Source organism: Janthinobacterium sp. JC611 (assembly GCF_018682595.1).
GTDB lineage: Bacteria > Pseudomonadota > Gammaproteobacteria > Burkholderiales > Burkholderiaceae_D > Janthinobacterium.
This window is the reverse complement of the sequence record NZ_JAFLJN010000003.1, coordinates 171,586-193,354: the sequence shown is the minus strand read 5'-3', so window position 1 is coordinate 193,354 and position 21,769 is coordinate 171,586. Positions and strand designations below refer to the sequence as shown.

21 protein-coding genes are annotated in these 21,769 nt (G+C 61.9%); 14 read left to right on the top strand and 7 right to left on the bottom strand.

From position 1 onward, the window contains the following. The first annotated feature begins 13 nt into the window (after positions 1-13). The 7 genes from J0O65_RS03820 to J0O65_RS03790 all read left to right on the top strand — a co-directional run bounded on the left by J0O65_RS03820 (position 14) and on the right by J0O65_RS03790 (position 5,199). Positions 14-820, top strand: coding sequence for a DUF1223 domain-containing protein (locus tag J0O65_RS03820; protein WP_215404285.1), 807 nt, complete (start codon positions 14-16; stop codon positions 818-820). Continuing rightward, positions 820-1,416 carry a cytochrome b/b6 domain-containing protein gene (locus J0O65_RS03815; RefSeq protein ID WP_215404283.1) on the top strand — a complete coding sequence of 199 codons (597 nt, stop codon included), beginning with the start codon at positions 820-822 and terminating at the stop codon, positions 1,414-1,416. Before J0O65_RS03820 ends, J0O65_RS03815 begins: the two co-directional genes overlap by 1 nt. A gap of 50 nt (positions 1,417-1,466) precedes the next feature. Beyond that, a complete protein-coding gene (locus J0O65_RS03810) occupies positions 1,467-2,198 on the top strand; it encodes a molybdopterin-dependent oxidoreductase (protein WP_502793539.1) in 732 nt (243 codons plus the stop codon). A 197-nt stretch (positions 2,199-2,395) separates the two neighbouring features. Continuing rightward, positions 2,396-2,716 carry a pentapeptide MXKDX repeat protein gene (locus J0O65_RS03805; protein ID WP_215404277.1) on the top strand — a complete coding sequence of 107 codons (321 nt, stop codon included), beginning with the start codon at positions 2,396-2,398 and terminating at the stop codon, positions 2,714-2,716. 177 nt (positions 2,717-2,893) lie between these two features. Continuing rightward, positions 2,894-4,114 carry an MFS transporter gene (locus tag J0O65_RS03800; RefSeq protein ID WP_215404276.1) on the top strand — a complete coding sequence of 407 codons (1,221 nt, stop codon included), beginning with the start codon at positions 2,894-2,896 and terminating at the stop codon, positions 4,112-4,114. A 13-nt stretch (positions 4,115-4,127) separates the two neighbouring features. Further along, complete coding sequence (locus J0O65_RS03795) at positions 4,128-4,517, top strand: DUF5071 domain-containing protein (RefSeq protein ID WP_215404275.1); 390 nt, start codon at positions 4,128-4,130, stop codon at positions 4,515-4,517. Between the two features lie 37 nt (positions 4,518-4,554). After that, positions 4,555-5,199 carry a CatA-like O-acetyltransferase gene (locus J0O65_RS03790; RefSeq protein ID WP_215404273.1) on the top strand — a complete coding sequence of 215 codons (645 nt, stop codon included), beginning with the start codon at positions 4,555-4,557 and terminating at the stop codon, positions 5,197-5,199. A gap of 25 nt (positions 5,200-5,224) precedes the next feature. Here J0O65_RS03790 and J0O65_RS03785 read toward each other — a convergent pair whose 3' ends face one another. Beyond that, positions 5,225-7,858, bottom strand: coding sequence for a UvrD-helicase domain-containing protein (locus tag J0O65_RS03785; RefSeq protein ID WP_215404271.1), 2,634 nt, complete (start codon positions 7,856-7,858; stop codon positions 5,225-5,227). 74 nt (positions 7,859-7,932) lie between these two features. After that, on the bottom strand, positions 7,933-8,700 hold the full coding sequence (locus J0O65_RS03780) for an AraC family transcriptional regulator (protein ID WP_215404269.1): 768 nt from the start codon (positions 8,698-8,700) through the stop codon (positions 7,933-7,935). An 85-nt stretch (positions 8,701-8,785) separates the two neighbouring features. Between J0O65_RS03780 and J0O65_RS03775 the strand changes: the two genes are divergently transcribed. Beyond that, entirely contained in the window at positions 8,786-9,547 is a 762-nt protein-coding gene (locus J0O65_RS03775; protein WP_215404267.1) for an alpha/beta fold hydrolase, read from the top strand. Between the two features lie 4 nt (positions 9,548-9,551). Here J0O65_RS03775 and J0O65_RS03770 read toward each other — a convergent pair whose 3' ends face one another. Both J0O65_RS03770 and J0O65_RS03765 read right to left on the bottom strand, forming a co-directional pair. Next, entirely contained in the window at positions 9,552-10,193 is a 642-nt protein-coding gene (locus J0O65_RS03770; RefSeq protein ID WP_215404265.1) for a LysE family translocator, read from the bottom strand. Between the two features lie 95 nt (positions 10,194-10,288). After that, positions 10,289-11,368 (bottom strand): YeiH family protein, encoded by a 1,080-nt coding sequence (locus tag J0O65_RS03765; RefSeq protein WP_251373388.1) that lies wholly within the window; start codon positions 11,366-11,368, stop codon positions 10,289-10,291. A gap of 107 nt (positions 11,369-11,475) precedes the next feature. On the opposite strand from J0O65_RS03765, the gene J0O65_RS03760 reads away from it, so the two are divergent. Genes J0O65_RS03760 through J0O65_RS03750 form a run of 3 tightly spaced genes read left to right on the top strand, consistent with a single transcriptional unit; the run spans position 11,476 to position 13,531 of the window. Beyond that, complete coding sequence (locus tag J0O65_RS03760; protein WP_215404261.1) at positions 11,476-12,378, top strand: LysR family transcriptional regulator; 903 nt, start codon at positions 11,476-11,478, stop codon at positions 12,376-12,378. A gap of 48 nt (positions 12,379-12,426) precedes the next feature. Next, on the top strand, positions 12,427-12,999 hold the full coding sequence (locus J0O65_RS03755; protein WP_215404259.1) for a helix-turn-helix domain-containing protein: 573 nt from the start codon (positions 12,427-12,429) through the stop codon (positions 12,997-12,999). Positions 13,000-13,006: 7 nt separating this feature from the next. Continuing rightward, positions 13,007-13,531, top strand: a complete 525-nt coding sequence (locus tag J0O65_RS03750; protein WP_215404257.1) for a GNAT family N-acetyltransferase — start codon at positions 13,007-13,009, stop codon at positions 13,529-13,531. A 33-nt stretch (positions 13,532-13,564) separates the two neighbouring features. Here the strand turns inward: J0O65_RS03750 and J0O65_RS03745 are convergent, their stop codons facing one another. Next, the gene (locus J0O65_RS03745; RefSeq protein WP_215404255.1) at positions 13,565-14,947 is read right to left on the bottom strand and encodes a methyl-accepting chemotaxis protein; all 1,383 of its coding nucleotides are present in this window, start codon (positions 14,945-14,947) and stop codon (positions 13,565-13,567) included. A 317-nt stretch (positions 14,948-15,264) separates the two neighbouring features. Here J0O65_RS03745 and J0O65_RS03740 point away from each other — a divergent pair, with 317 nt between their 5' ends. Both J0O65_RS03740 and J0O65_RS03735 read left to right on the top strand, forming a co-directional pair. Then, positions 15,265-15,528 carry a DUF378 domain-containing protein gene (locus J0O65_RS03740; protein WP_215404253.1) on the top strand — a complete coding sequence of 88 codons (264 nt, stop codon included), beginning with the start codon at positions 15,265-15,267 and terminating at the stop codon, positions 15,526-15,528. A gap of 9 nt (positions 15,529-15,537) precedes the next feature. Beyond that, on the top strand, positions 15,538-15,888 hold the full coding sequence (locus J0O65_RS03735) for a hypothetical protein (protein ID WP_215404252.1): 351 nt from the start codon (positions 15,538-15,540) through the stop codon (positions 15,886-15,888). 11 nt (positions 15,889-15,899) lie between these two features. Here the strand turns inward: J0O65_RS03735 and J0O65_RS03730 are convergent, their stop codons facing one another. Together J0O65_RS03730 and J0O65_RS03725 are read right to left on the bottom strand one after the other, a co-directional pair. After that, positions 15,900-16,307 (bottom strand): c-type cytochrome, encoded by a 408-nt coding sequence (locus J0O65_RS03730; protein ID WP_215404250.1) that lies wholly within the window; start codon positions 16,305-16,307, stop codon positions 15,900-15,902. Between the two features lie 146 nt (positions 16,308-16,453). After that, positions 16,454-17,332 carry an EamA family transporter gene (locus J0O65_RS03725; protein WP_215404247.1) on the bottom strand — a complete coding sequence of 293 codons (879 nt, stop codon included), beginning with the start codon at positions 17,330-17,332 and terminating at the stop codon, positions 16,454-16,456. Between the two features lie 276 nt (positions 17,333-17,608). Here J0O65_RS03725 and J0O65_RS03720 point away from each other — a divergent pair, with 276 nt between their 5' ends. Then, a complete protein-coding gene (locus J0O65_RS03720) occupies positions 17,609-21,763 on the top strand; it encodes an RHS repeat-associated core domain-containing protein (protein WP_215404244.1) in 4,155 nt (1,384 codons plus the stop codon). Positions 21,764-21,769 lie beyond the last annotated feature (6 nt).

The following is a 21,769-nucleotide window of genomic DNA, read 5'->3' as shown; positions in this document are numbered from 1 at the left end:
ACGGGTAGTCATCATGCATATCAAGCACCGCCTTGCCGCCAGCCTCGTTCCGCTCTGCGTGTGGGCCGCGACGGCACCCGCATACGCGCAACTGGCCGCCGGCCAGCGCTGCGCCGTGCAAAGCGGGCCGCGGACGGCGGCGCTGGTGGAGCTGTACAGCAGCGAAGGCTGCTCCAGCTGCCCGCCCGCCGACCGGCGCCTGAACGCCTTGCGCAAGGAGGCGGGCGCGGCCAGCCTGGTCGTGCCGTTGGCCCTGCACGTCACGTACTGGGACCAGATCGGCTGGACGGACCCGCTGGCGCAGGCGCAATTTGACTCTCGCCAGGCCGAGTTGCTGCGCCATCAGCCGCGTCACGTGGCCTACACGCCGCAGTTTTTCGTCGGCGGCACGGAATTGCGCGGCTGGGATACGCAGCTGCCGGCCGCCATCCGCCGCATCAACGCGACCGCCGCGCCCGTCAACATCGGCCTGTCCGCCACGCCGGCGCCGGGAGGCAAACTGGTGCTTGAAGCCAATGCCAGCGCGCTGGATGGGCGGACGGGCGGCCAGCTGTACGTGGCCATCAGCGAAAGCGGCATCGTCTCGACCGTGCTGCGCGGCGAAAACCGGGGCGCCACCCTGCGCCACGATGCGGCCGTGCGCCTGTGGCTGGGGCCAGTTGCGCTGGCGCAGGGCCGTGCCCGGCTGCGCCGCGAAGTGCAACTGCCCGCCAGCTGGCGCCCGGAGCAGCTGCAAGTGGTGGCCTTCGTGCAGCGGGCCGACAGTAGCGCCATCCTGCAAGCCGTCAGCACGGCATCCTGCGCGAAGGGAGCGATGTGATGAACGCACAAGCGAGCGTGATCCACCCCGCCTGGCTGCGCCTGACGCACTGGCTCAATGCCGTGGCCGTGGTGGTGCTGGCGGCCAGCGGCTGGCGCATCTACAACGCGGCGCCATTCTTCCCGTTCGAACTGCCGCGCGCGCTGACCCTGGGCGGCTGGCTGGGCGGCGCCCTGCAATGGCATTTCGCCGCCATGTGGCTGCTGGTGGCCAATGGCTTGCTGTATCTGATCATTAATATCGTCACGGGGCGGCTGCGGCGCCAGTTCTTTCCCCTCTCGCCACGCGCGCTGCTGGCCGATTTCGTCGCCGCGCTGAAGGGCAAGCTGGCCCATGCGGACCCGCGCCATTACAACATGGTGCAGCGCGCCGCCTATCTGTTCGTCATGTTCGACTGCATCGTGCTGGTGCTGTCCGGCCTGGTGCTGTGGAAATCCGTGCAGTTTCCCCTGCTGCGCGAGCTGATCGGCGGCTATGAGTGCGCGCGCCGAGTCCACTTCATCGCCATGGCGCTGCTGACGGGCTTTGTCGGCGTGCACCTGCTGATGGTGGCGCTGGTGCCGCGCACCCTGGTCGCCATGCTGCGGGGACGTTAAAGGAAACCATCATGAAAAAAACCATCATTGTGCAAGAAGAGGGCCAGGCCATGCTGGCCGACGCCTTGCGCCAGATCCGCCAGCCATCGCGCCGGCTGTTCCTGCAGCGCAGCCTGACCCTGGGCGGCCTGTCCCTGCTGACCGGTTGCAACGTCAACGACCCGTCCGGCATCGAGACGGCGCTGGCGGCCGTCTCGCGCTTCAACGACCGGGTGCAGGGCTGGCTGTTCGACCCGCATAAACTGGCGCCGACCTACCCGGATTCCATGATCACGCGGCCGTTCCCGTTCAACGCGTACTACGGCGAGGACGAGGTGGAAGAGGTCGATGGCGACGCCTGGCGCCTGGAATTGAGCGGCCTGATCGCCGACAAGAAACCATGGAGCTTGCCGCAGCTGCGCGCCCTGCCGCAGGAAACGCAGGTCACGCGCCACATCTGCGTGGAAGGCTGGAGCGCCATCGGCAAGTGGGGCGGCGTACCGTTTTCGCATTTCCTCAAGCGCATCGGCGCCGACACGACGGCCAAATACATCGGCTTCCAGTGCGCCGACGATTATTTTACGAGCATCGACATGGCCACGGCCCTGCATCCGCAAACCATCATGGCCTTGACCTACGACGGCCAGCCATTGCCGCCCAAGTACGGCTACCCGATGAAGTTGCGCATGCCGACCAAGCTGGGCTACAAGAATCCCAAGCACATCCAGGCCATGTTCGTCACGAACACGTATCCGGGAGGGTATTGGGAGAACCAAGGCTACAACTGGTTCGGCGGCTCCTAGGATGGCCGGAGAGGCGGCCAGTGCGGCGTTGCATTGCCTTGTCGTACTAATCGTACTGCCTGCGGCAATGCGCCTGGCCCTGACCACCTCCCGGCCTTCCTATTATTTATCTATTTATCAGCAAGCAGCACCCTGCAGCACCGCAGTCGCTTTCACACCGGGCACTTGCCCAACCAACCTAGAGACAAGGACATATCATGAAAACCACGATCACCACCATCACCACCGTCGCCGCGATCCTCGCTTCCGCCATCCTCATGCAGGGCGCCGCTTTCGCCCAGGACGCCATGAAGAAAGACGCCATGGCCAAGGACGCCTCGGCCGATGCCATGCACAAGGATGCCATGCACAAGGATGCGATGGGCCAGGACGGCATGCACAAGCCGATGGCGAAGAAACACATGAAGAAGGATCACATGGCCAAGGATGGCATGGCGAAGGATGCCATGGCAAAAGACGGCATGAAGAAGGATGACATGAAGAAGGATGGCATGGCCAAGGATGCGATGGCCAAGTAAGGGGGAAACCCGGCGCCGTCGAGGCGGGGGCGTCGGGCCGGGCTTGCGCTTGTTTGCGCTTGTCCGGCGCCTGCGCACGCTGAAGCTTGCAATCATATTATTCTTGTCACACATTAAGATGCGACGTTGCCAATTGGTGTAAGCTGGCTGCCTCGCGTTTTTCCCGCTTGCAGAACCATGACCGACCCCTCCGTCACCACGCTGTCCCCCGCAGTCACTCCCTCCGACAAATCGATCCGCCGCCGCTCGCTGTTCGCCGCCTGCGGCGCGCATGCCGTGCATGACGGCTTGACGGACGTCATCTATGTGCTCCTGCCCATCTGGCAGGCGCAGTTTGCCATCAGTTACGCCATGGTGGGCCTGTTGCGCGGTTCCTACTCGGGCATGATGGCCGGCTTCCAGCTGCTGGCCAGCCGCATGGCGAAACGCTGGGGCCGCGAGCGCCTGCTCGTGGGCGGCACGGCGCTGGCCGGCGTCGCTTACCTGATCGCCGGGCAGGCGGGCGGCCTGGCCGTGCTGCTGATCGCCTTGCTGCTGGGCGGCCTGGGCGCCAGCACGCAGCATCCGCTGGCCTCGTCCATCGTCACCGACACGCACGAGGCGGGCGGCGGCGTCAAGGAGGCGCTGTCGCACTACAACTTTGCCGGCGACATCGGCAAGACCCTGATACCCGCGCTGGTGGGCTTGCTGTTGCTGGTCTGCAGCTGGCAAGCGAGCGTCTCGCTGCTGGGCTTGCTGGGCCTGGCGGCGGCCGGCTTGCTGTGGTGGCTGCTGCCCAAGCCGGGCGAGCTGCAGGCCAGCCAGAAAAAAGCGGGCAAGACGATCACGGGCAGCGGCGCGAAGGGCAGCTTTCGCGCGCTGCTGGCCACGGGCACCCTGGACAGCGCCGTGCGCATGGGCTTTTTGACTTTCCTGCCATTCCTGCTGAAAAGCAAGGGCGCGGGCACGGCCGGCATCGGCGTGGCGCTATCCCTGCTGTTCGTGGGCGGCGCCTTTGGCAAGCTGCTGTGCGGCTACCTGGGCGCGCGCATCGGCATGATGAAGACCGTGTGGCTGACGGAATCGATGACGTCCATGCTCATCGTCGCGGCCCTGTGGCTGCCGCTGGCCGGCGTCATGGCCATGCTGCCATTGCTGGGACTGGCGCTCAACGGCACCTCGTCCGTGCTGTACGGCGCGGTGCCGGAACTGGCCGAGCCCGGCAAGCGCGAGCACGCGTTCGCCCTGTTCTACACGGGCAGCATCGGCGGCGGAGCGCTGTCGCCCGTGCTGTTCGGCGCGCTGGGCGACCATACGAGCGTGCCCACGGCCTTGCTGGCGCTGGCGGCCGTATTGCTGCTGACCTTGCCGCTGGCGTGGAAGGTGCAGCGGGGCCTGGCGCACGGCGGCGCCGCATGACAGGACGCCCCGCATGATTCTGCCATTGCCGCGCGATAAACACGATATGCGCAACGCGCAAGCCCTGATCGCATTGAGCTGGGAGGAAATCCGTCCAGCCATGCCGCAGATCCTGGAATGGGTGCAAGACGTCAATTGGCCGGTGGCCGGCGTGCTCTTGCCGTATCTGGCAGGCATCGGTCCGCGCCTTGCCCCCTATATCAAAACGGTGCTGGCCGGTAATGATGAACAATGGAAGTACTTTGTATTGCAGGGTATCGTGCGCCATTCACGGGAGCTGGCTGCGGCCCTGAGTGGGGAGTTGACGCGCTTCGCCCTGGCGCCAACGGTTGCCGAGCTGGAGGAGGGCGTGGCCGAGCTGGCCCGGGAGATGTTGCGGGACAACGCTGCCGATAAGGCATGACTTGCCCGCCAGTCCCCCCATCGTCTACACTCGCCGCATGAAAAATTTTGAAAAGCGGCGCGACCGCTATGACTTGTTCCGGGCGTTTGACAATCCCCTCGTCAACATCAACTTCCAGCTCGACGTGCCGGACTTCCGGCCCTGGTGCAAGGAACGGCACATCCCCGTATTCCACTTCTTCCTGTTCTGCCTGCTGAACACGGTCAGGGAGATCGATAATTTCATGTATCGCATCTACCAGGGCGAAGTGATCAGGATCGACGATTTTCCCGCCTCGTACACCGTCATCAATGGCGATGACAACCTCAACTACACGCGTTTCACCATGACGGACCAGTTGGACTTGTTCATCGAACGCAGCCTGGCAGCGAAGCGCCTCGCCGAAAGCAGTTCCGCGCTGATCAACATAGGCGAGGGCGAGACGGAGCGCGAGCAGCGCAACAATGTCTTCATCACCTGCCTGCCATGGCTGGAACTGGCGGCCATCGAACACCCGATCCACCGCCACCGCGACGCCGATATCCCGACCTTTACCTGGGGCAAGTTCGGCCCCGCGCAGGCTGACGGCCGCATGCGCATCCCGTTTTCCGCGCAGGCCCACCATGGGTTCGTCGACGGCTACCATGTGCAGAAACTGGCGCAGGCGATGGACCGGCGCATCGCCGCCATGATTGCAGCCTAGCCTACCGGCCTGTCCTTCGATACGTTCAGACAGTGTTGGCCTGCTTGGTATCGATAGTGGCAAATGTGACATAGGGCTGGGAAGCAGGCAGGCTGGCGATCGCGCCATGGTCTTTCCTGACGGCGAACCAGCGACACTTTTCCATTGCCCGCGTGATGCCGACATAAGCCAGTCGGCGCGCTTCCGCTCGCTGCGCATCGTCATAGCTGCCCAGGCCTGCTTTTTCGTACAAGAAATTTTTCGATGGCGTGGAACCGGTGTAGTGGCAATCGCCGAGCAATACGACGGATTGTGCTTCCAATCCCTTGGCGCCATGGAAGGTCATGAACTTGACTGCCTTGCCCCAATCGCGGCGTGACACCCTTTTGAACTTTTCTAGGTGTCTTTTCTCGCGTGACAATACCAGCATGGGGCGCTCCTCGCAGGCTTCGGTGCGCGCAACTTCCATGCCGATATATTGTCGGATTACCTCAAATGGCAGCTCGCCTTTCACGCCATGAATCTGTACCGGAAGGTTGGCATTGGCCCATTTTCCCTCGGCCACGCAGGTTTTCGGCTCCATGCCAGGCACGCCGACCAGCACCGACTCGGCGCAGCGGATCAGGTAGTCGCTGCTGCGGAAATTTTCTTTCAGTATGACTTTGCCATGCTTGGCGGCAGGGAAGTGTTGTTTGAACTGGACGAAGAAGTCTGGTGAACTGCCACGCCAGCCATAGATTGATTGCCAGTCGTCACCGACGCAGGTGAGGGAGCCAGCCATGTCACGTCTGACTAGTTCTCGTTGGCAACCTCTAATCCATTTTACAATTTGTGGTGATACATCTTGGAACTCATCCACCATCAGATGTCGCATGGCGCCGAGCACGCGCAGTGGCACCGCAGCAAAATTTTCTGGATGATCTTCGGAATAGTGCGCAAAGAGCTGATTGAATGAGCAGATACCGCGCTCTTTCAGCACGGCTTCGAAATAGGGCCAGAAACGGGCTGTGGCCTGCATGAACACGGCATCGCCGCCAAGCTTGTTTTGCTGGCTGGCGATGACGCTGGAGAGCGTAGCAGTTACCGGCAAGCCCAGATTTTCCACAAACTGCGCCATGCCATGAAAACACTTGGTAATCGGCTTTCTCTTGAAGTCACCTGGTGCGATCATCTGGAACGTAAGTTTGTCGGCTCGTCTTTCCGCATGTGCCGCAAGCCAGCTCAGCTGGATTTTCAGCTCCTGTAATTGATCAAGTGTGTCAATCCAGAGCAAGGGCTTGTCGCTGATACCCGCCAGCACTTTGCGTTTGGTGTAGATCGCGGGGGCGGAAGGAATGCTGTTGTAGCTCGCCCCGGCATAAAATTCGGCCCCGCCCAGAATAATGTAGGCGCCGATTTGCGGCACGTAGCCATTCACCCAGAAGGGCTTGTTTATCTGCGACGATACGTCGATGGCGGCGATTCCAGCATTGATACCGTCCAGAGGCCAGATGCCGGGAGCGATGTCGTGGCGCCAGGCGTGTTCAAGGGCGGCTGTCATCCTCTGGTCGATATCGTTGATCCACTTGATGTTGCTTTGCGTTTTGCCATCGGTCGGCTGGCGAGCCTGGGTCAGGCTGAGTTTGTAAAGCTGGATCGCCAGAGTGTAAAAAACTTGATCTCGATTGAAGGCCCGTTCGTAGGCGATGCCGAGCAGGTCGTCAAGCGTTGGCGTATCGTCCGACTCCTCGGTCAGCATAGCGGGGGAGGCATCCTCACCGTCGCTCTCGTCTTGCAGGTCGTCCGATTCCGCCAGTTCCAGCATGTTTTCAACATCGAGTGCGTCGACTTCGCCCTTTTTCTCCCGATCCAGCAACTCAAGCACTTTGGGACGTACCGCCATGCTTTCACGTGCCATCGTCAGCACCATGGAATGGAAGGTACGCACCATGCGCTTTGCCTCCTGTACCGACAACTGAATTTGCCATTTTGACAGACTCGCCTGTAGCTTTTCGATGAAATCGAAGCGAGACGCCTTGGTGAAGGTGAACACGGAGAGCTGGTTGCGGTCGATGCCCAAGTAAAGGTTGAGCGCGATCACGCGCAAGACCAGCGATGTGGACTTGCCGGAGCCAGCACCGGCAATGACGTAGGTGGCAGGGTCGTCGGCCAGGATCATCTTCCACTGGTCCGCTGTGGGCGGATGCGGGAAGCGCGCAGTCACCTCCGTTTTGAATTCACGGCAGATACGCGGTGTAAAGCCGAGGGGCATGCCGCTCACCAGCCAGTTTTTGCGCGCCTCCTCCGCTTGGCGTTGGAGTTGTGCCTGGTGCTCGTTCTCTGCCGCCAGTGTCTTCGCTTGGGTGTCAGCTTCATACGCTCGTCCTGCTTCAAAGCCATGCTGATAGGCCACAGCCTTGCCTTCGGCCAAAGCCGTGTCATGCGCGCGTTCAATGGCTCTCTGCATCTGTGAACGCCGCGCCGCCTGCTCCTCTTTTTCCTGTGTTAATACGGTGGTGTGATGCCCGATAGTCATCAGGCCCAGGAAATCCAGTATTTCATTAAGTATGTTCATGCTGGGCGCTAATGGGGATATGCCGGGATCATATGTTAAAAATCCATAAAATATTCTCCTGCGGGAATATTTATGTCTATCTTGATGATTTATTAATGCAGCAATGGAAGCTTTCTTGCTTGCCATGTTGCTTAGTCCATCGCCGAGACAGCGAGTTCAGCTCAGCCATGTAGAAATTTTCTGCGTCGGTCTCGCTTCTTCTATGTGGCGCGCTCCAGATAGTCGCTGGGCGCCTGGCCCAGCACGCGGCGGAAGGCGGCCGTGAAAGCGCTGGGGCTGGCATAGCCGAGGTCGAGCGCGACCCGGGTGACGGCTTGCCCTTCGGCCAGGCGCGTGATGGCTGCCAGCAAACATGCCTGCTGGCGCCATTGGGCAAAGGCCAGTCCCGTCTGGGCGCGAAATTGCCGCGTAAAGGTGCGCCGGCTCATGCCGGCCTGCGCCGCCATCGCGTCCAGGCTGCTGTCCAGGCTCGGTTGCCGCAGCATGTCCATGCACAGCCGCGCCAGCCGGGGTTCCTGCGGCAGGGGTGCGCTCAAGGGCAGGGGGCGGGCCGCGGCGATCTCGTCGAGCAGCAGGGCCATCAATCGTCCAGCGCGCGATTGTTCCACGTACAAGGCCTCCACGGTCACGGCCTCGGCCAGCAGCTGGCGCAGCAATGGCGAGGCATCCAGCACCTGGCAGTGGGACGGCAAGCCCATCCCGATGATGGCGGGCGCATCGATAAACACGTTGTGCATGGTGACGGCGCCATGCATGCGCATGCCGTGGGCGAGCTGGGCCGGTACCCAGCAGGCGCGCTGTGGCGGCACCAGCCAGTTGCCTTGCGGCGTGTGCACGCTGATGACCCCGCGCGCCGCATACGCGAACTGGCCCCGCGCATGGCGATGGCTGGGGAACAGCTGATCGGGCGCATGGTCGCGCGCAGTGGCGATCAGCGGGCGCGGCACTTCCGTATAAAAATCATCCATGGCCCATACTCTACAGTATTTGACCTGGCATCGAAGGCGGGCCGCCTGCCGGCCGCGTACCATGCACTCTTTTTCTGGAGTGTGTATGCACAATACCTATCATCGCGTGGGCCATGGCCCGCACGCCGTCATCGTCCTGCACGGCTGGTTTGGCGACGCGCATGCGTTCGCGCCCATGGAGCTTGCCCTCGATGGCGGCACCTTCAGCTATGTCTTCATGGATAGCCGCGGCTATGGCGGCATGCGCGGCGCGGCGGGGCAGTATTCGATGGACGAGGTCGCCCGCGACGCGCTGGCCCTGGCCGATGCGCTGGGCTTTGCCACCTTCAGCGTGGTGGGCCACTCGATGGGCAGCATGGCGCTGGAACGGCTGGCCTTGCTGGCGCCCACGCGCCTGCGCAAGCTGGTGGCCGTGGCGCCCGTGCCCAGTTGCGGCGTGGCGTTCGACGCGGCGGCGCGCGCGCTGTTTCTCGACGCCAGCGGCAATGTGCAGGCGCGGCGCGCCATCATCGACCGCAGCACGGGCGGGCGCCTGCCGGCCGCCTGGCTGGACTGGAAGGCGCAATATTCGTGGGAAAGTGCGGATCGGGCCGCGTTTGCACGCTACTTCCTCGCGTGGAGCGGGACGGATTTCAGTGAAGAAATCAAGGCGGCGCGCGTGGAACTGCCGTTGCTGGCGCTGGTGGGCGAACACGACCCGCGCTTCGACGCGGCCCTGATGCGCCGCACCTATCTGGCGTGGTACCCGCAAGCCCGGCTGGAGGTGCTGGGCAATGCGGGACACTATCCGATGAATGAAACGCCGCTGGCCCTGGCGGCCAGCATCGAGGCGTTCTTAGTGCCGTAGTGAATTACGCGGCCTTGCTGCGCAGGCGCAGCAGGCTCAGGCCCAGTAAGACGAAGGCGCCACCGCAGATGCGGTTGAACAGCCTGGCGCGGCCCGGCGTGGCCAGCTGGGTTTTCAGCAGGCGCGCCAGGTTGGCGTAAAACAAGTGCGCCAGCATGGCGCAGGCAACAAACGAAGTCGTCAGCACGGTGAACTGGATCGCCACCGGTTCGCCCGGCGTGATGAATTGCGGGAACAGGGCCGAAAAGAACAGGATGGCCTTGGGATTGGTCAGCGCCACCGTCAAGCCCTGGCGGAAGAGTTTCCAGAACGAATTCGGATTGGCCGCGCCTTGTACCATGGGGGCAGCGGCCACGACGCTGGTCTTGCTGCGCCATTGCTTGACGCCCAGGAATACCAGATACAGGGCGCCAGCCAGTTTCAGCAGCATGAAGGCCGTGGCCGAGGTCGCCAGCACGACGCCCATGCCGGCCATGGCCACGCCGGAAATGATGAACAAGCCAAAACCATTGCCCATGCTGCTGATCATGGCGCGGCGCGGGCCGACGGCGATGGCGTTCGAGATGGCCAGCAAGACGGCCGGGCCGGGAGAAAACGTGACGAGCAGGGCGACGCTGCAGAAAAGCAGCCAGTTCGAGAGATGCATGGATGTTCCTGGATGGGGCCGAAGCCGGATGGAGAGTCAACACACCCTTATTGTACGAAGTTTTCGGCTCCCGCGTCGGCGGCCCCGGCTTGACATCATGCAAACAGACTGGCGACCACATGGTTGATGGCGGCGCCACCGGCGATCAGCCAGCAGAACAGCAGGCCGGCCAGCAGCAGGGGCTTGATGCCGGCGCGGCGGATGGCCGACATATGCGTCGTCAAGCCCAGGGCCGCCATGGCCATGGCCAGCAGCGCCGTGTCGATATCGGTAATGGTGGCCACCATGCTGGCTGGCAGCAGGCCCAGCGAATTGAAGGCGACGACGCCGATAAAGATGAAGGCGAACCAGGGAATGGCCAGCTTGGCCGCCTTGCCGTCGCCGCTGCCGGCCCTGGCATTGCCGCGCGCCAGCACCGCTGACAGGATGACGAGGAAGGGCGCCAGCATCATCACGCGCACCATCTTGGCGATCACGGCCGCATTCGCCGCTTCCTGTCCGATCGACTTGCCGGCCGCCACCACTTGCGCCACTTCATGCACGGTCGAGCCGATATACACGCCGAAGGCCGTGGGCGTGGCGCCCAGCACCTGCCAGCCCAGGTTCCAGCGGTACAGCAAGGGGTACAAAAAGATGGCGATGGTGCCGAACACCACGACGGTGGAGACGGCCACGGTGACGTCTTCGCTGCGCCCCTTGACGACGGGTTCCGTCGCCATCACGGCCGCCGCGCCGCAAATCGAGCTGCCTGCGCCGATCAGGATGGCGCTGTTGCGTTCCAGCTTGAACACTGTGGTGCCGAGGAGCATGGCCAGTCCGAACGTGGACGCCAGCACCAGCGCGTCGATGGCGATGCCGGCCAGGCCCACCTGGCCGATATCCTGGAACGTCAGGCGAAAGCCGTAGAGGATGATGCCGAGTCGTAACAATGTCTGCTTGGAAAACGCCACGCCCGCGCCGCAGGTAGGCGCCAGGCGGCCATACACGCTGTTGCCCAGCACAATGCCCAGCATGATGGCCAGGGTCAGGGCGCTCATGCCGTGGCTTTGCATCCATTCCAGCTTGCCCAGCGCGATGGCGCCCCAGGCGATGGCGCCGCTCAGCAGCAGGCCGGGCAGCAATCGGCCGTAGCGGTCGCTGACACTGTTTGTATTCGTCGTTGAGAGGGAAGACATGCCGTACTCCATGGTTCTGTGTTCGTATGGCATGACTGTACAGTTCGCCGATTAAATGGTAAAACGGATTGTTTTTGTATGTTTAACCAATTCAATAGGTAGATGAGATGGCTTTGACTTTGCGACAACTGCAGATTTTTCTCGCCGTGGCGGACACCGGCAGCACCAGCGCGGCCGGCGAGTTGATCGCGCTGTCGCAATCGGCCACCAGCGCGGCCCTGAATGAACTGGAAACCTTGCTCGGTGCGCAACTGTTCGACCGGGTGGGCAAGCGGTTGCTGCTCAACGACAATGGCCGCCTGCTGTTGCCGCAGGCGCGGCAGATGCGCGACGGGGCCGCCAGCATCGAGCGCCAGTTCGCCGGCGCCGACCCGTCCGTGCCCGTCAGCCTGCAAATCGGCGCCAGCACGACGATAGGCATCTATCTGTTGCCGCAGATCCTCGCGCAGGCGGCGCAGCAGTACGGGCGCAGCATTCCGCAAGTGACGATTGCCAACACGGCCGACATCGCCGCCGCCGTGGCCGAATTCCGCGTCGATATCGGCCTGATCGAAGGGCCGTGCCACGAGGCGGGTTTGCTGGTGGAGCCGTGGCTGACGGACCAGATGCTGATCGTGGCCGCGCCCACGCACCCGCTGGCGCAGCTGCGCCATTTGCTCAGTTTTGCGGAATTGAATCAGGCGGGCTGGCTGCTGCGCGAAGCGGGCTCGGGCACGCGCGAAGCCGTGGAGCAAGCCTTGGTGCCGTATCTGCACTATCTGCGCGCCGCGGGCGAATTCAGCAACTCGGAAGCCATCAAGTATGGCGCGGCGGCCGGGCTGGGCATCGCCTGCCTGTCGCGCGTCGTCGTGGCCGATCTGCTGGCCAGCGGGCAATTGGTGGAACTGGAAACCATGCTGCCGCCATTGGCGCGCAACTTTTACCTGATCCGCCAGTCCAAAAAGATACTCTCGCCCCGTTTGACGGGTTTCCTGGAGCTGTGCCGCCACGCGTCGCGCATGGCAGGATAGCGCGCAAACTGCTTGACTGCTTTCCATATAAGGAATAAATTCCCATATATGGAAAATTTGACACTCGCAGAGAACGATACGGAACAGCGTCTGGCGGCGCGCCTGAAACAGTTGCGCGTGGAGCGGGGCTGGTCGCTGGACCAGCTGGCCAGCGCCAGCCAGGTCAGCCGCGCGACATTGTCTCGCCTGGAAAATGGCGAAGTCAGCCCGACAACAAACGTGCTGGGCAAGCTGTGCGCCGCGTATGGCCTGGCCATGTCGCGCCTGCTGCGCATGGTCGAGGACGATTTTCCACCGCTGCTGCGGCGGGCCCAGCAAAGCGTGTGGAGCGACCCGGACACCGGCTTTGTCCGCCGTTCCGTCTCGCCCCCCTCACGCGCGCTGGCGGGCGAAGCGCTCGAATGCGAGTTGGGCGCTGGCGTGACGATCGCCTACGCGGCCTCGCCCCGGCCCGGCATGGAACACCATCTGTTGCTGCAGCAAGGCAAGCTGAACGTGACCGTCGACGGCCGCGCGCACGACTTGGAAGCCGGCGACTGCCTGCGCTACCAGTTGCATGGCGCCAGTGCCTTCACGACGCCGCCGGATAGCGGCGCCCGCTATTTTCTCTTTCTTGTCTGAGGTCGCCATGTCCGCATCGCTACGCCATTTTTCATCCACCGATATACGTGATCGCTTGCCGGAGCTGGGCGCCTTGCTGCAAGACTGCGTGCATGACGGCGCCAGCATCGGTTTTATCTTGCCGTTCGACACGGCGGCCAGCCAGGCCTTCTGGATGGATAACGTCTTGCCGGCCGTCACGCGCGGCGTGCGCCTGCTGCTGGTGGCCGAGGTGGAGGGGAGGGTGGCGGGCGCCGTGCAGCTGGACTGGGATACCAATCCCAACCAGGCGCACCGGGCCGAAGTGCGCAAGCTGCTGGTCGCGCCCGCTTTCCGCCGGCGCGGTCTCGCGCGCCAGCTGATGCAGGCGCTGGAAGCGCAGGCGCGCCGCTTGCCGCGCAGCCTGCTGACCCTGGATACGCGCAGCGGCGACCACGCCGAACCGTTGTACGCGTCGCTCGGCTACGCGGTGGCGGGCAGCATCCCCGGCTATGCGCTGGCACCGGCCGGCGACCGGCTGGACGCCACCACTATCATGTACAAGCAGCTATAACAAGCAACGATGGCGACTGCATGACGGGGGAACTCAGGCTTTCAGCCGCGCTCTAACACTTGCGGCACGGATGTTTGCGGACGCGGTGACGACGCGGCTGGCCGGCGCGGCCACCAGGCTGATGCCGTGCGCCGCCTGGGCGTGGTCGCGGCTCAGCTTGAAGATGCCCACCGTCTCCGACAGCAGCGTGGCGCGCTGCTGCATGCCGGCCGCCGCCGTCGATGCCTGCTCCACCAGCGCCGCGTTTTGCTGCGTCACCTGCTCCATCTGCACGATGGCGGCATTGACTTGTTCGATGCCGGACAATTGCTCGCCGCTGGCCACGCTGATTTCGCCCATGATGTCCGTTACCCGGTGCACGCTGGCGACGATTTCGCGCATGGTGGCGCCGGCCGTGTCGACCAGGCGCGCGCCCGCGTCGACCCGCTCGACGGAGTCGCCGATCAGCTGCTTGATTTCCCGCGCCGCTCCCGCCGAGCGTTGCGCCAGGGTACGGACTTCAGCGGCCACGACGGCAAAGCCGCGCCCTTGTTCGCCGGCCCGCGCCGCTTCCACGGCCGCATTCAAGGCCAGGATATTCGTCTGGAAGGCGATGGCGTCGATGACGCCGATGATGTCGACGATCTTTTTCGACGACGCGTTGATCGAACTCATGGTATCGACCACTTGCGCCACCACCGTGCCCCCTTTGCCGGCCACGGCGGCGGCCGATTGCGCCAGCTGATTGGCTTGCCGTGCGTTATCGGCATTTTGCTTGACGGTGCCAGTCAGCTCGTCCATCGAGGCGGCCGTGCGTTCCAGCGAGCTCGCTTGCGCCTGCGTGCGCTGCGACAAGTCCAGGTTGCCGGCGGCGATGTCGCCCGAGGCGCCCGCGATGTCGTGCGTGCCGCCGCGCACCTCGCCCACGATCGTGATCAAGCTGGCATTCATGTCTTTCAGGGCTTGCAGCAATTGCCCCACTTCATCACGGGAATCGACGCGGATATGCTCGCTCAAGTCGCCGCCAGCCACCTTGCGGGCCACCTTGACGGCATGCCGCAAGGGCCGCACGATGCCGCTGCTGATGAACCAGGCCGTGGCCAGGCTCAACACGCCGCCGACCAGGCCCAGCGCGATGATCAGCACGCTGGTATCGTGCGCGCGTGCCATGGCCGCCTCGGCAGCTGCGCGCATCTGCGCCGATTGCGTGGCGATCTGCAGGTCGAGCTCGCGCAGGACAGGCTGTTCTTGCGCGCTGTTGCGCGTCGCTTGCAACTGCGCGATGCGCGCATAGCGCTGGTTCACGCTGCTATCGATTTCCCCGCTCACGGTGGACAACTGCCACGTGCTGATGGCCACCACCACGGCCAGTAAAAGCGAAGTGAGCAAAAAGCCTGTGGTCAGGCGCACACCGATGCGTATGTTAGAAATATTCATGTCCCCTCAGCTGTTGTCCCATGGTGGCCGTCTTCCATGCCGGCGGCATGGCGTGGCGCTTGTCCCCTGAAGTTGCCGGGGTGAAATGAGTGTAGCAGCGCGGTACTAAGTAATCTATAAATATTTCTATATTGGAATTAGTCGCTGCCTGTTTGGCAACGGCGACCCGGCTTGTTGCCAGATAAAATCACCCGCCGTATTACAGAGCCGTCCTACCTCGATACCCGGCATCGTCCGACTGGCATGTGCGCATGCCGCGCCTACACTGTTCCTTGCACAGACCCGGCGCGGGTTCTTTCTTCTTACAGGAGGCTGAGATGGCGAATATCCAGGCAGGATCGGACGGTGCGGCAAACGAGGAAATGACGGCCAAGCGCCTGAACGTGGTGGACTGGATCTCGATGATCCTGCTGATCGTGGGCGGCTTGAACTGGGCGCTGGTGGGCTTGTTCGATATCGATATCGTGGCCCGCATCCTCGGCGCCATGTCGACGGCGTCGCGCGGCGTGTATGTGCTGGTGGGGCTGGCGGCGCTGTATTCCATCTATCTGTGCGTGCGCAAGCTGCCGGCCAAGTCCTAGGAGAAGCATATGCCTGTCGGTGCCAGTCCCAGGCGCGAGCGTGAATTCAAGCAGCTGGAAAAAGAGTTCAAGCAGGAAGGGCGCTATCCGGGCCGCGAGGAAGAGGTCGCTGCCCGCATCGTGAACAAGCAAAGGGCGCAGGCGGGGGAGACGCGGGCGGCGCCAGAGCGGAAAAAGGCCAGCAGCCCGGCCTCGGATGCACCAGCATCAGACTTGCCCATCGCCGGCTACCAGCATTTGACGGTGGCGCAGATTCGCGACAGGCTGGGCGGACTGTCCGATGCCCAGCGCCAGCGTCTGCACGCCTATGAAGTGGCGCACAAGAAGCGCAAGGGCGTGCTGCAAGCGCTGCAGGCGTGATCTTGCGTTGCTTATTGCGTGCGCAGGTAGGCCAGCAGATCGGCCACTTGCTGCGCGTTGCCGATGCCCCAGAAGCGCATGTTATTGCCGGGAATGAAATCGCTGGGCGCCTTCAGGAAGCTGGCCAGGTTTTGCTCGGTCCAGATGATATTCGCGTTTTTCATGGCCGCCGAGTATTTATAGTCGGTGGTGGAGCCGGCTTTGCGCCCGATCACGCCCGTCAGCTTGGGGCCGAAGCCGCCGCGCGCCGATGGCCCCACCTGGTGGCAGGAGGCGCATTTGCGAAACGCGGCCTTGCCCGCTTCGGCATTGCCCGTGAGGGGGGCAGGAGCGGCTGCCTGTACGGCGGCGACTGGCGCCAGCAGCAAGGCTGCGGCGGCCAGAGCGGAGAACCAGCGAAAAAGAATGGGGTATGTCATCGGTGAGGCGGAAGTGCACAATATGGCAAACAATGACGCATTTTACAGCCGGGCATCAAAACCTGCCCGTCAGCCGCGCAGCCATGCCATGTAACTGTGAATGAAGGAAGTGCGGCAGGCAGCGCTACAGGATGGGCTGAATGGCGCTAGCGCTTGCCGCCCTGTGCGCCCAGCGCCGCCATGGCCGACGCAAACACGATGCAGGCGATGGCCAGCCACTGGGTCAGGCTCAGCCGTTCTCCCAGCACGGCCATGGCGGCCAGCGCGCTGACGGCCGGCGCCGCGCTGCTGAACATGCCGAACACGCCTTGCGGCAAGCGGCGCAGGGCAAAGATTTCCAGCGAATACGGCAGCGCGCTGGACAGCATGGCAATGGCCAGGCCCATCAAGGCAATCGATGGCGCCAGCAGGGCCGTGCCCGAATACGCGACGCCGATGGGCACCGTCACCATGGCCGCCACCGTCATGCCCCAGGCCACGGCTTGGCCACCCTGCAAGGTCGATGCGCGCTTGCCGAAGATGATGTACAGCGCCCAGCACAGCGCCGCGCCCAGCGCATACGCCACGCCGACGGGGTCCAGACTGCCCGGACTGCCTTGCAGCGGCAGCAGCAGATACAAGCCAAACACGGCGCACGCCACGGCCAGCAAATCGCGCGGTCGCCGCGACGACAGCATGGCCACGGCCAGCGGCCCCGTCACCTCGATGGCCACCGCGATGCCGATCGGTATCAGCGCAAACGCCCGGTAAATCAGCAAGTTCATCAACCCCAGCACGGAACCATAGACCAGTAAATTGAGCACATCCTTGCGCGTCAGGCGGTAGCGCCAGGGCCGGAAAATCGCCAGCAGGATCAGCGCCGAAAACCCCACGCGATACGCCGTAATCCCTTCCACGCCAATGACGGGAAACAGATTCTTCGCAATCGCCGCCCCCAGATTGACGGAAATCTGCCCTCCCAGTACGGCCAGGGAAGGGAGCAGGATGCTGTCTGGGATAGGGGAGGTCGAGGCAGGGGAGGTCATGGGGCGGTATTTTACGGGATAGTCGCTGGCAGAACTGTAAAGTTTGCGTTGCTGCTCAACGACTCTTCGAGATGTCGTTCACAGGTGGGCGAATTTTCCAGCCGCCTGGCTAAATACCAGTCTCAATAAGAACGCGTCGTTGGCAGAAGGCCGATGAATTCATGTGTTTCCAAAATGTAAATTCATGCTAGTATTCTGAGGTTAGCCGGAGTATTTTTAAAATGATAAAATTTTAAAGAGGTATTCTTAGCAAAATACAAAATCCAATCAATTTTTATGTTGAAAATATTTTTGTCGACGTGCTTTTCATTTTTCCTATTATTTTCCAGCAGTTTTTCATTTGCACAAATTCCAACAGTAAATGTTCACGAATACCGTGACCGTGATTTATATGAACAATGTTTTGAGCTTGGCTTCAGTGATTGTTCCTTTATATTCGATTCGCCTAATGGAAACGGAGGTTCCGGCAGTGCCGGGCCTGGGCAGGGCGACAACGGGGACATGGATCGCTGTGGCGCACTGACTGCCAGACCCGTTCTGATTGCCACAGGCGAAAAAATCAAGCCAGAGTCGGATTTCCAGTCGCTGGGTTTGTATGGACTGGGCCTTACGCGCACGTATCGCAGCCGACATGCGGTAGGCACACTGTTTGGCGCGCAATGGCTATCCAATCTGGATATGCCGAGATTGAGGGTGGCGGGCTGCGGAAAGGAAAATCCCGGCCAGTGCGTTCCCCGTTTCGCCGTCGTGACGGAACCGGGCGGCCGCAGGACGCGCTATAGCTATGCTGGCGGCGATACACTGCCCGCACAGGCATTGGCGGGGACTTCCTATTCCTATGTTTCCAGCAAAGCCATGCAATATGGTGATCTGGTCTTTTCAACAGGCACAGGTTGGATACTGCAAAAAAATGGCAGTACTTATACTTACACCAGCAATGGCCTTGTCAGTTCCATCGTCGATGCGGCGGGCGTGCGGCTGGATTTTCAATACCCTGCCAATTCGAGGAAGCTCGCCAGCGTCAGCAATAGCAGCGGCCAATTGATTCAGTTTTCATGGGGCAGCAATGGACGGGTAAACAGGGTGCGCGATCCCGCAGGTAATGATTGGCAATACGAATACAATCCCCATGGCATGTTGAGCAAGGTGCGCGCGCCGACTACCGCAAGCAAGCAGGAAGTGCGCGAATATCACTATGAAGCGGTAAATCCCGTCTTGTTGACCGGTATTAGCCTGAATGGTGAACGGTACAGCCGCTATAGCTATGACGATGATGGCCGCGTCAGCGAAAGCGGCTTGATTGGCGGCGAAGAGCGAGAATCGTTCGTGTATGGCGCGCAGCAGACGACCGTCACGGACGCGCGTCGGCAGGCCACCACCTATCAGTTTTCCAAGATCGGCACCGAATGGCAGCCCAAGGCGATTTCGCGCGCCGATACGGCCAATTGCGCTTCGGCTGCATCGAGTACCGTATACGACGACAAGGGCAATATTGACTCTTCCCTGGACTGGAATGGCAATCAGACGCGTTATCGCTACGACACTGAAGGCCGTTTGCTGGCGGTCACGACGGCTGCCGACAGCGCCGCTGCACAGACTCTGACGCATGCGTGGGTGGGCAATGAGATCGTCCAGACCGAATATCGTGGCGCACAGGACATGCCTTACCAGCGCGTCAGTTTTACCTACTACCGCCAAGCAGCGGCGGCCGGCAAGGTGGAAAGCGAAATATGGGATGATCTGAAGACGGGCAAGCAAAAGAAACTGTATTTTGCGTACACTTTCCATCCGGCCGGCACGGTGGCGACGCGCAAGGTGATGCAGGCCTTGCCCGATGGGCTAGCCGTCACCACGTATACCTACGATAGGCGCGGCAACCTGACAGCGCTGATGAATCCGCTAGGACACAAGGAAACGTGGTCCGGATACGATGGCATGGGCCGCGCGCGGCGTCACATCGACGCCAATGGCGTGGCGACGGTGTATGTGCATGATGCGATGGGGCGGGTTCTCAGTGCGACCGAGGACGGTAGCCGTGTCACTGCCTATACCTATCATCAGGGCACCCAGATCAGTTCGATCAGCTATCCCGATGGCAGCATGGCGCGCTATCGCTATAACGCGGCGGGTCGTCTCGACCATGTCGGCAATGCACTGGGCGAGTTCCAGCATCTGGCGATGGATGTGGAAGGCAACAGCCTGCGCGCCAGCGCCGCCTTGCACAGCGCCGATGTGCAAGGTGGCGTGCCGAGGGCGGTGACTGTTGGCGAAGCCAGCAGTATGACCGAGTTCGATACCCTTGGCCGGCCTTATGCGCAGGTGGGCAATCAGGGCCAGCGCATCGACAAGCGTTACGACAACAATGGTAATCTTGTCAGCACCGTGGATGCGGCTGGCCGCACCACGACACATGCCTATGATGCCGCCAACCGTGTACTCAGGAGCACTGCGCCGGATGGCGGCGTGACCGTGCGCGAGTACGACGCGGAGGGCAATCTGGCGGCGTTTACCGATGCGCGGCCCTTGCAGACCCGCTTTTCCTACAATGGTTTTGGCCAGGTCATCCGCATGGACAGTCCCGATACCGGCACAAGCACTTATGACTATGACAGCGCAGGACGACTGGCAAGCGAGACCCGCGCGGATGGCACGTCGGTTCAATATGGCTGGGACAGTCTGGGCCGCAAGACGGTGCGCAGCAGCGGCGGGGTAAGCGAGCGTTTCATTTACGACGAGGGTGCCTACGGCAAGGGCCGCCTGTCGCGTTTCCAGGATGCGACCGGCCAGACCAGCTATGGCTACAATGCAGCGGGAAAAATCATCTCTCAGACCAATAGCATTTTCGGCGCCGTGTACCGTACCGACTGGACCTATGACGCGGCAGGGCGCCTGGCGAGCATGCGTTATCCCACGGGATTGCTGCTCAATTATTGGTACGATGCGGCAGGTCGCGTATCCGCACTCATGAGCCAGGGCCGGGGCGAATGGAGCACCATCGCCGATTCCTTCCTGTACCTGCCTGTCAGCGGTCTGCGTTATGCCTGGCGCTTCGGCAACAACCTGCCACGCACCGTGACGGTCGATGCCGATGGCCGGCTGACGCAGCTGTATGGCGGTGTCCAGCACGTCGATTACCGCTACAGCAATGTCGATACGATTATCGGTATGAGCGATCACGTCAATTCGGAGCTGACGCAAACGATCGACTACGACGACGGCGAGCGCGTCAGCACGGTGACGCGCCACAGCGATCCCCAGGGTTTTGCCTGGGATGTTGCGGGTAATCGCACCGGGCATGCTCGCCAGGGCGCTGACTACCGCCTGATTTCCCATAGCGATAGCAATCGCCTCGCGCAATGGAGCGGAAATGGCCAATTTCGTCATTTCAGTTACGATGCGCTGGGGAATGTCACAGGCGAGTCGCGCCATGATGGCAGTAGAGGCTACGACTACGATGCGTTTAACCGCATGCAAGGCGTCTCCATCAATGGCGTGCTGCAGGCGGACTATCGCAGCAACGCCTTGAACCAGCGCGCGCAGAAAAACGTGAATGGCGAGGTGACGCATGCCATATATGGACCTGACGGGGCCTTGCTGGCAGAAGCCGGTGCGCAAACGACCAGCTATGTCTGGCTTGATGGCGAATTGCTGGGAATTTCTCGCGCCGGCCAGTTCTACGCCAGCCATAACGATCATTTGGGCCGTCCGGAAGTACTGACGAATGCCGGCGGCAATGTCGTCTGGCGCGCCGCGAATGCCGCTTTTGACCGCAGCGTGGCAGTGGACCTGATAGGCGGCATGCATGTCGGTTTTCCAGGACAGTACTTCGATAGCGAGTCGGGCTTCTGGTACAACTGGAATCGCTACTATGACGCTACCCTGGGACGCTATTTGCAGAGCGACCCGACAGGCCTGCAAGGCGGGAGCAACACGTATGCCTATGTGGAAGCTAATCCGTTGAGCAATGTGGATCCCCAGGGTCTGGATATCATGATCATCACTGGCGGTGTTCGCAATTACAGTCCTAATGTGTTCGGCCATGTTGGTGCGGCGGTACAGGGCTTTGGCATGGCCAGCTATGGCAATGCCACTCCCCTGGGAAGTTCCGTGGCTGCTTATCTTTCCAGCCAGAGCCAGTTGCGAAATCAGCAGATCACCATCATTCCCACAACACCCGAGCAGGATGCGCGGGCAGCGGCCTTTATCAGGAATAACCCGAATCTGCAGAATATCGGTTTGCTGGAAAATTGCGCGGTCAGGACGAATCAGATTTTGAATGCGGCAGGCATTGCGACAAATGGAGTTCCATTTCCTGGTGGAACGGCGCGAGATGTGCAGAACTTGCCAGGCGCGATGACCTATTACATGGGAAAGGGTAGCGCCATTCCATCTGGCCTGGATAGTGCATTGAGCAGATTTAATGGAAGATGAGGCCTG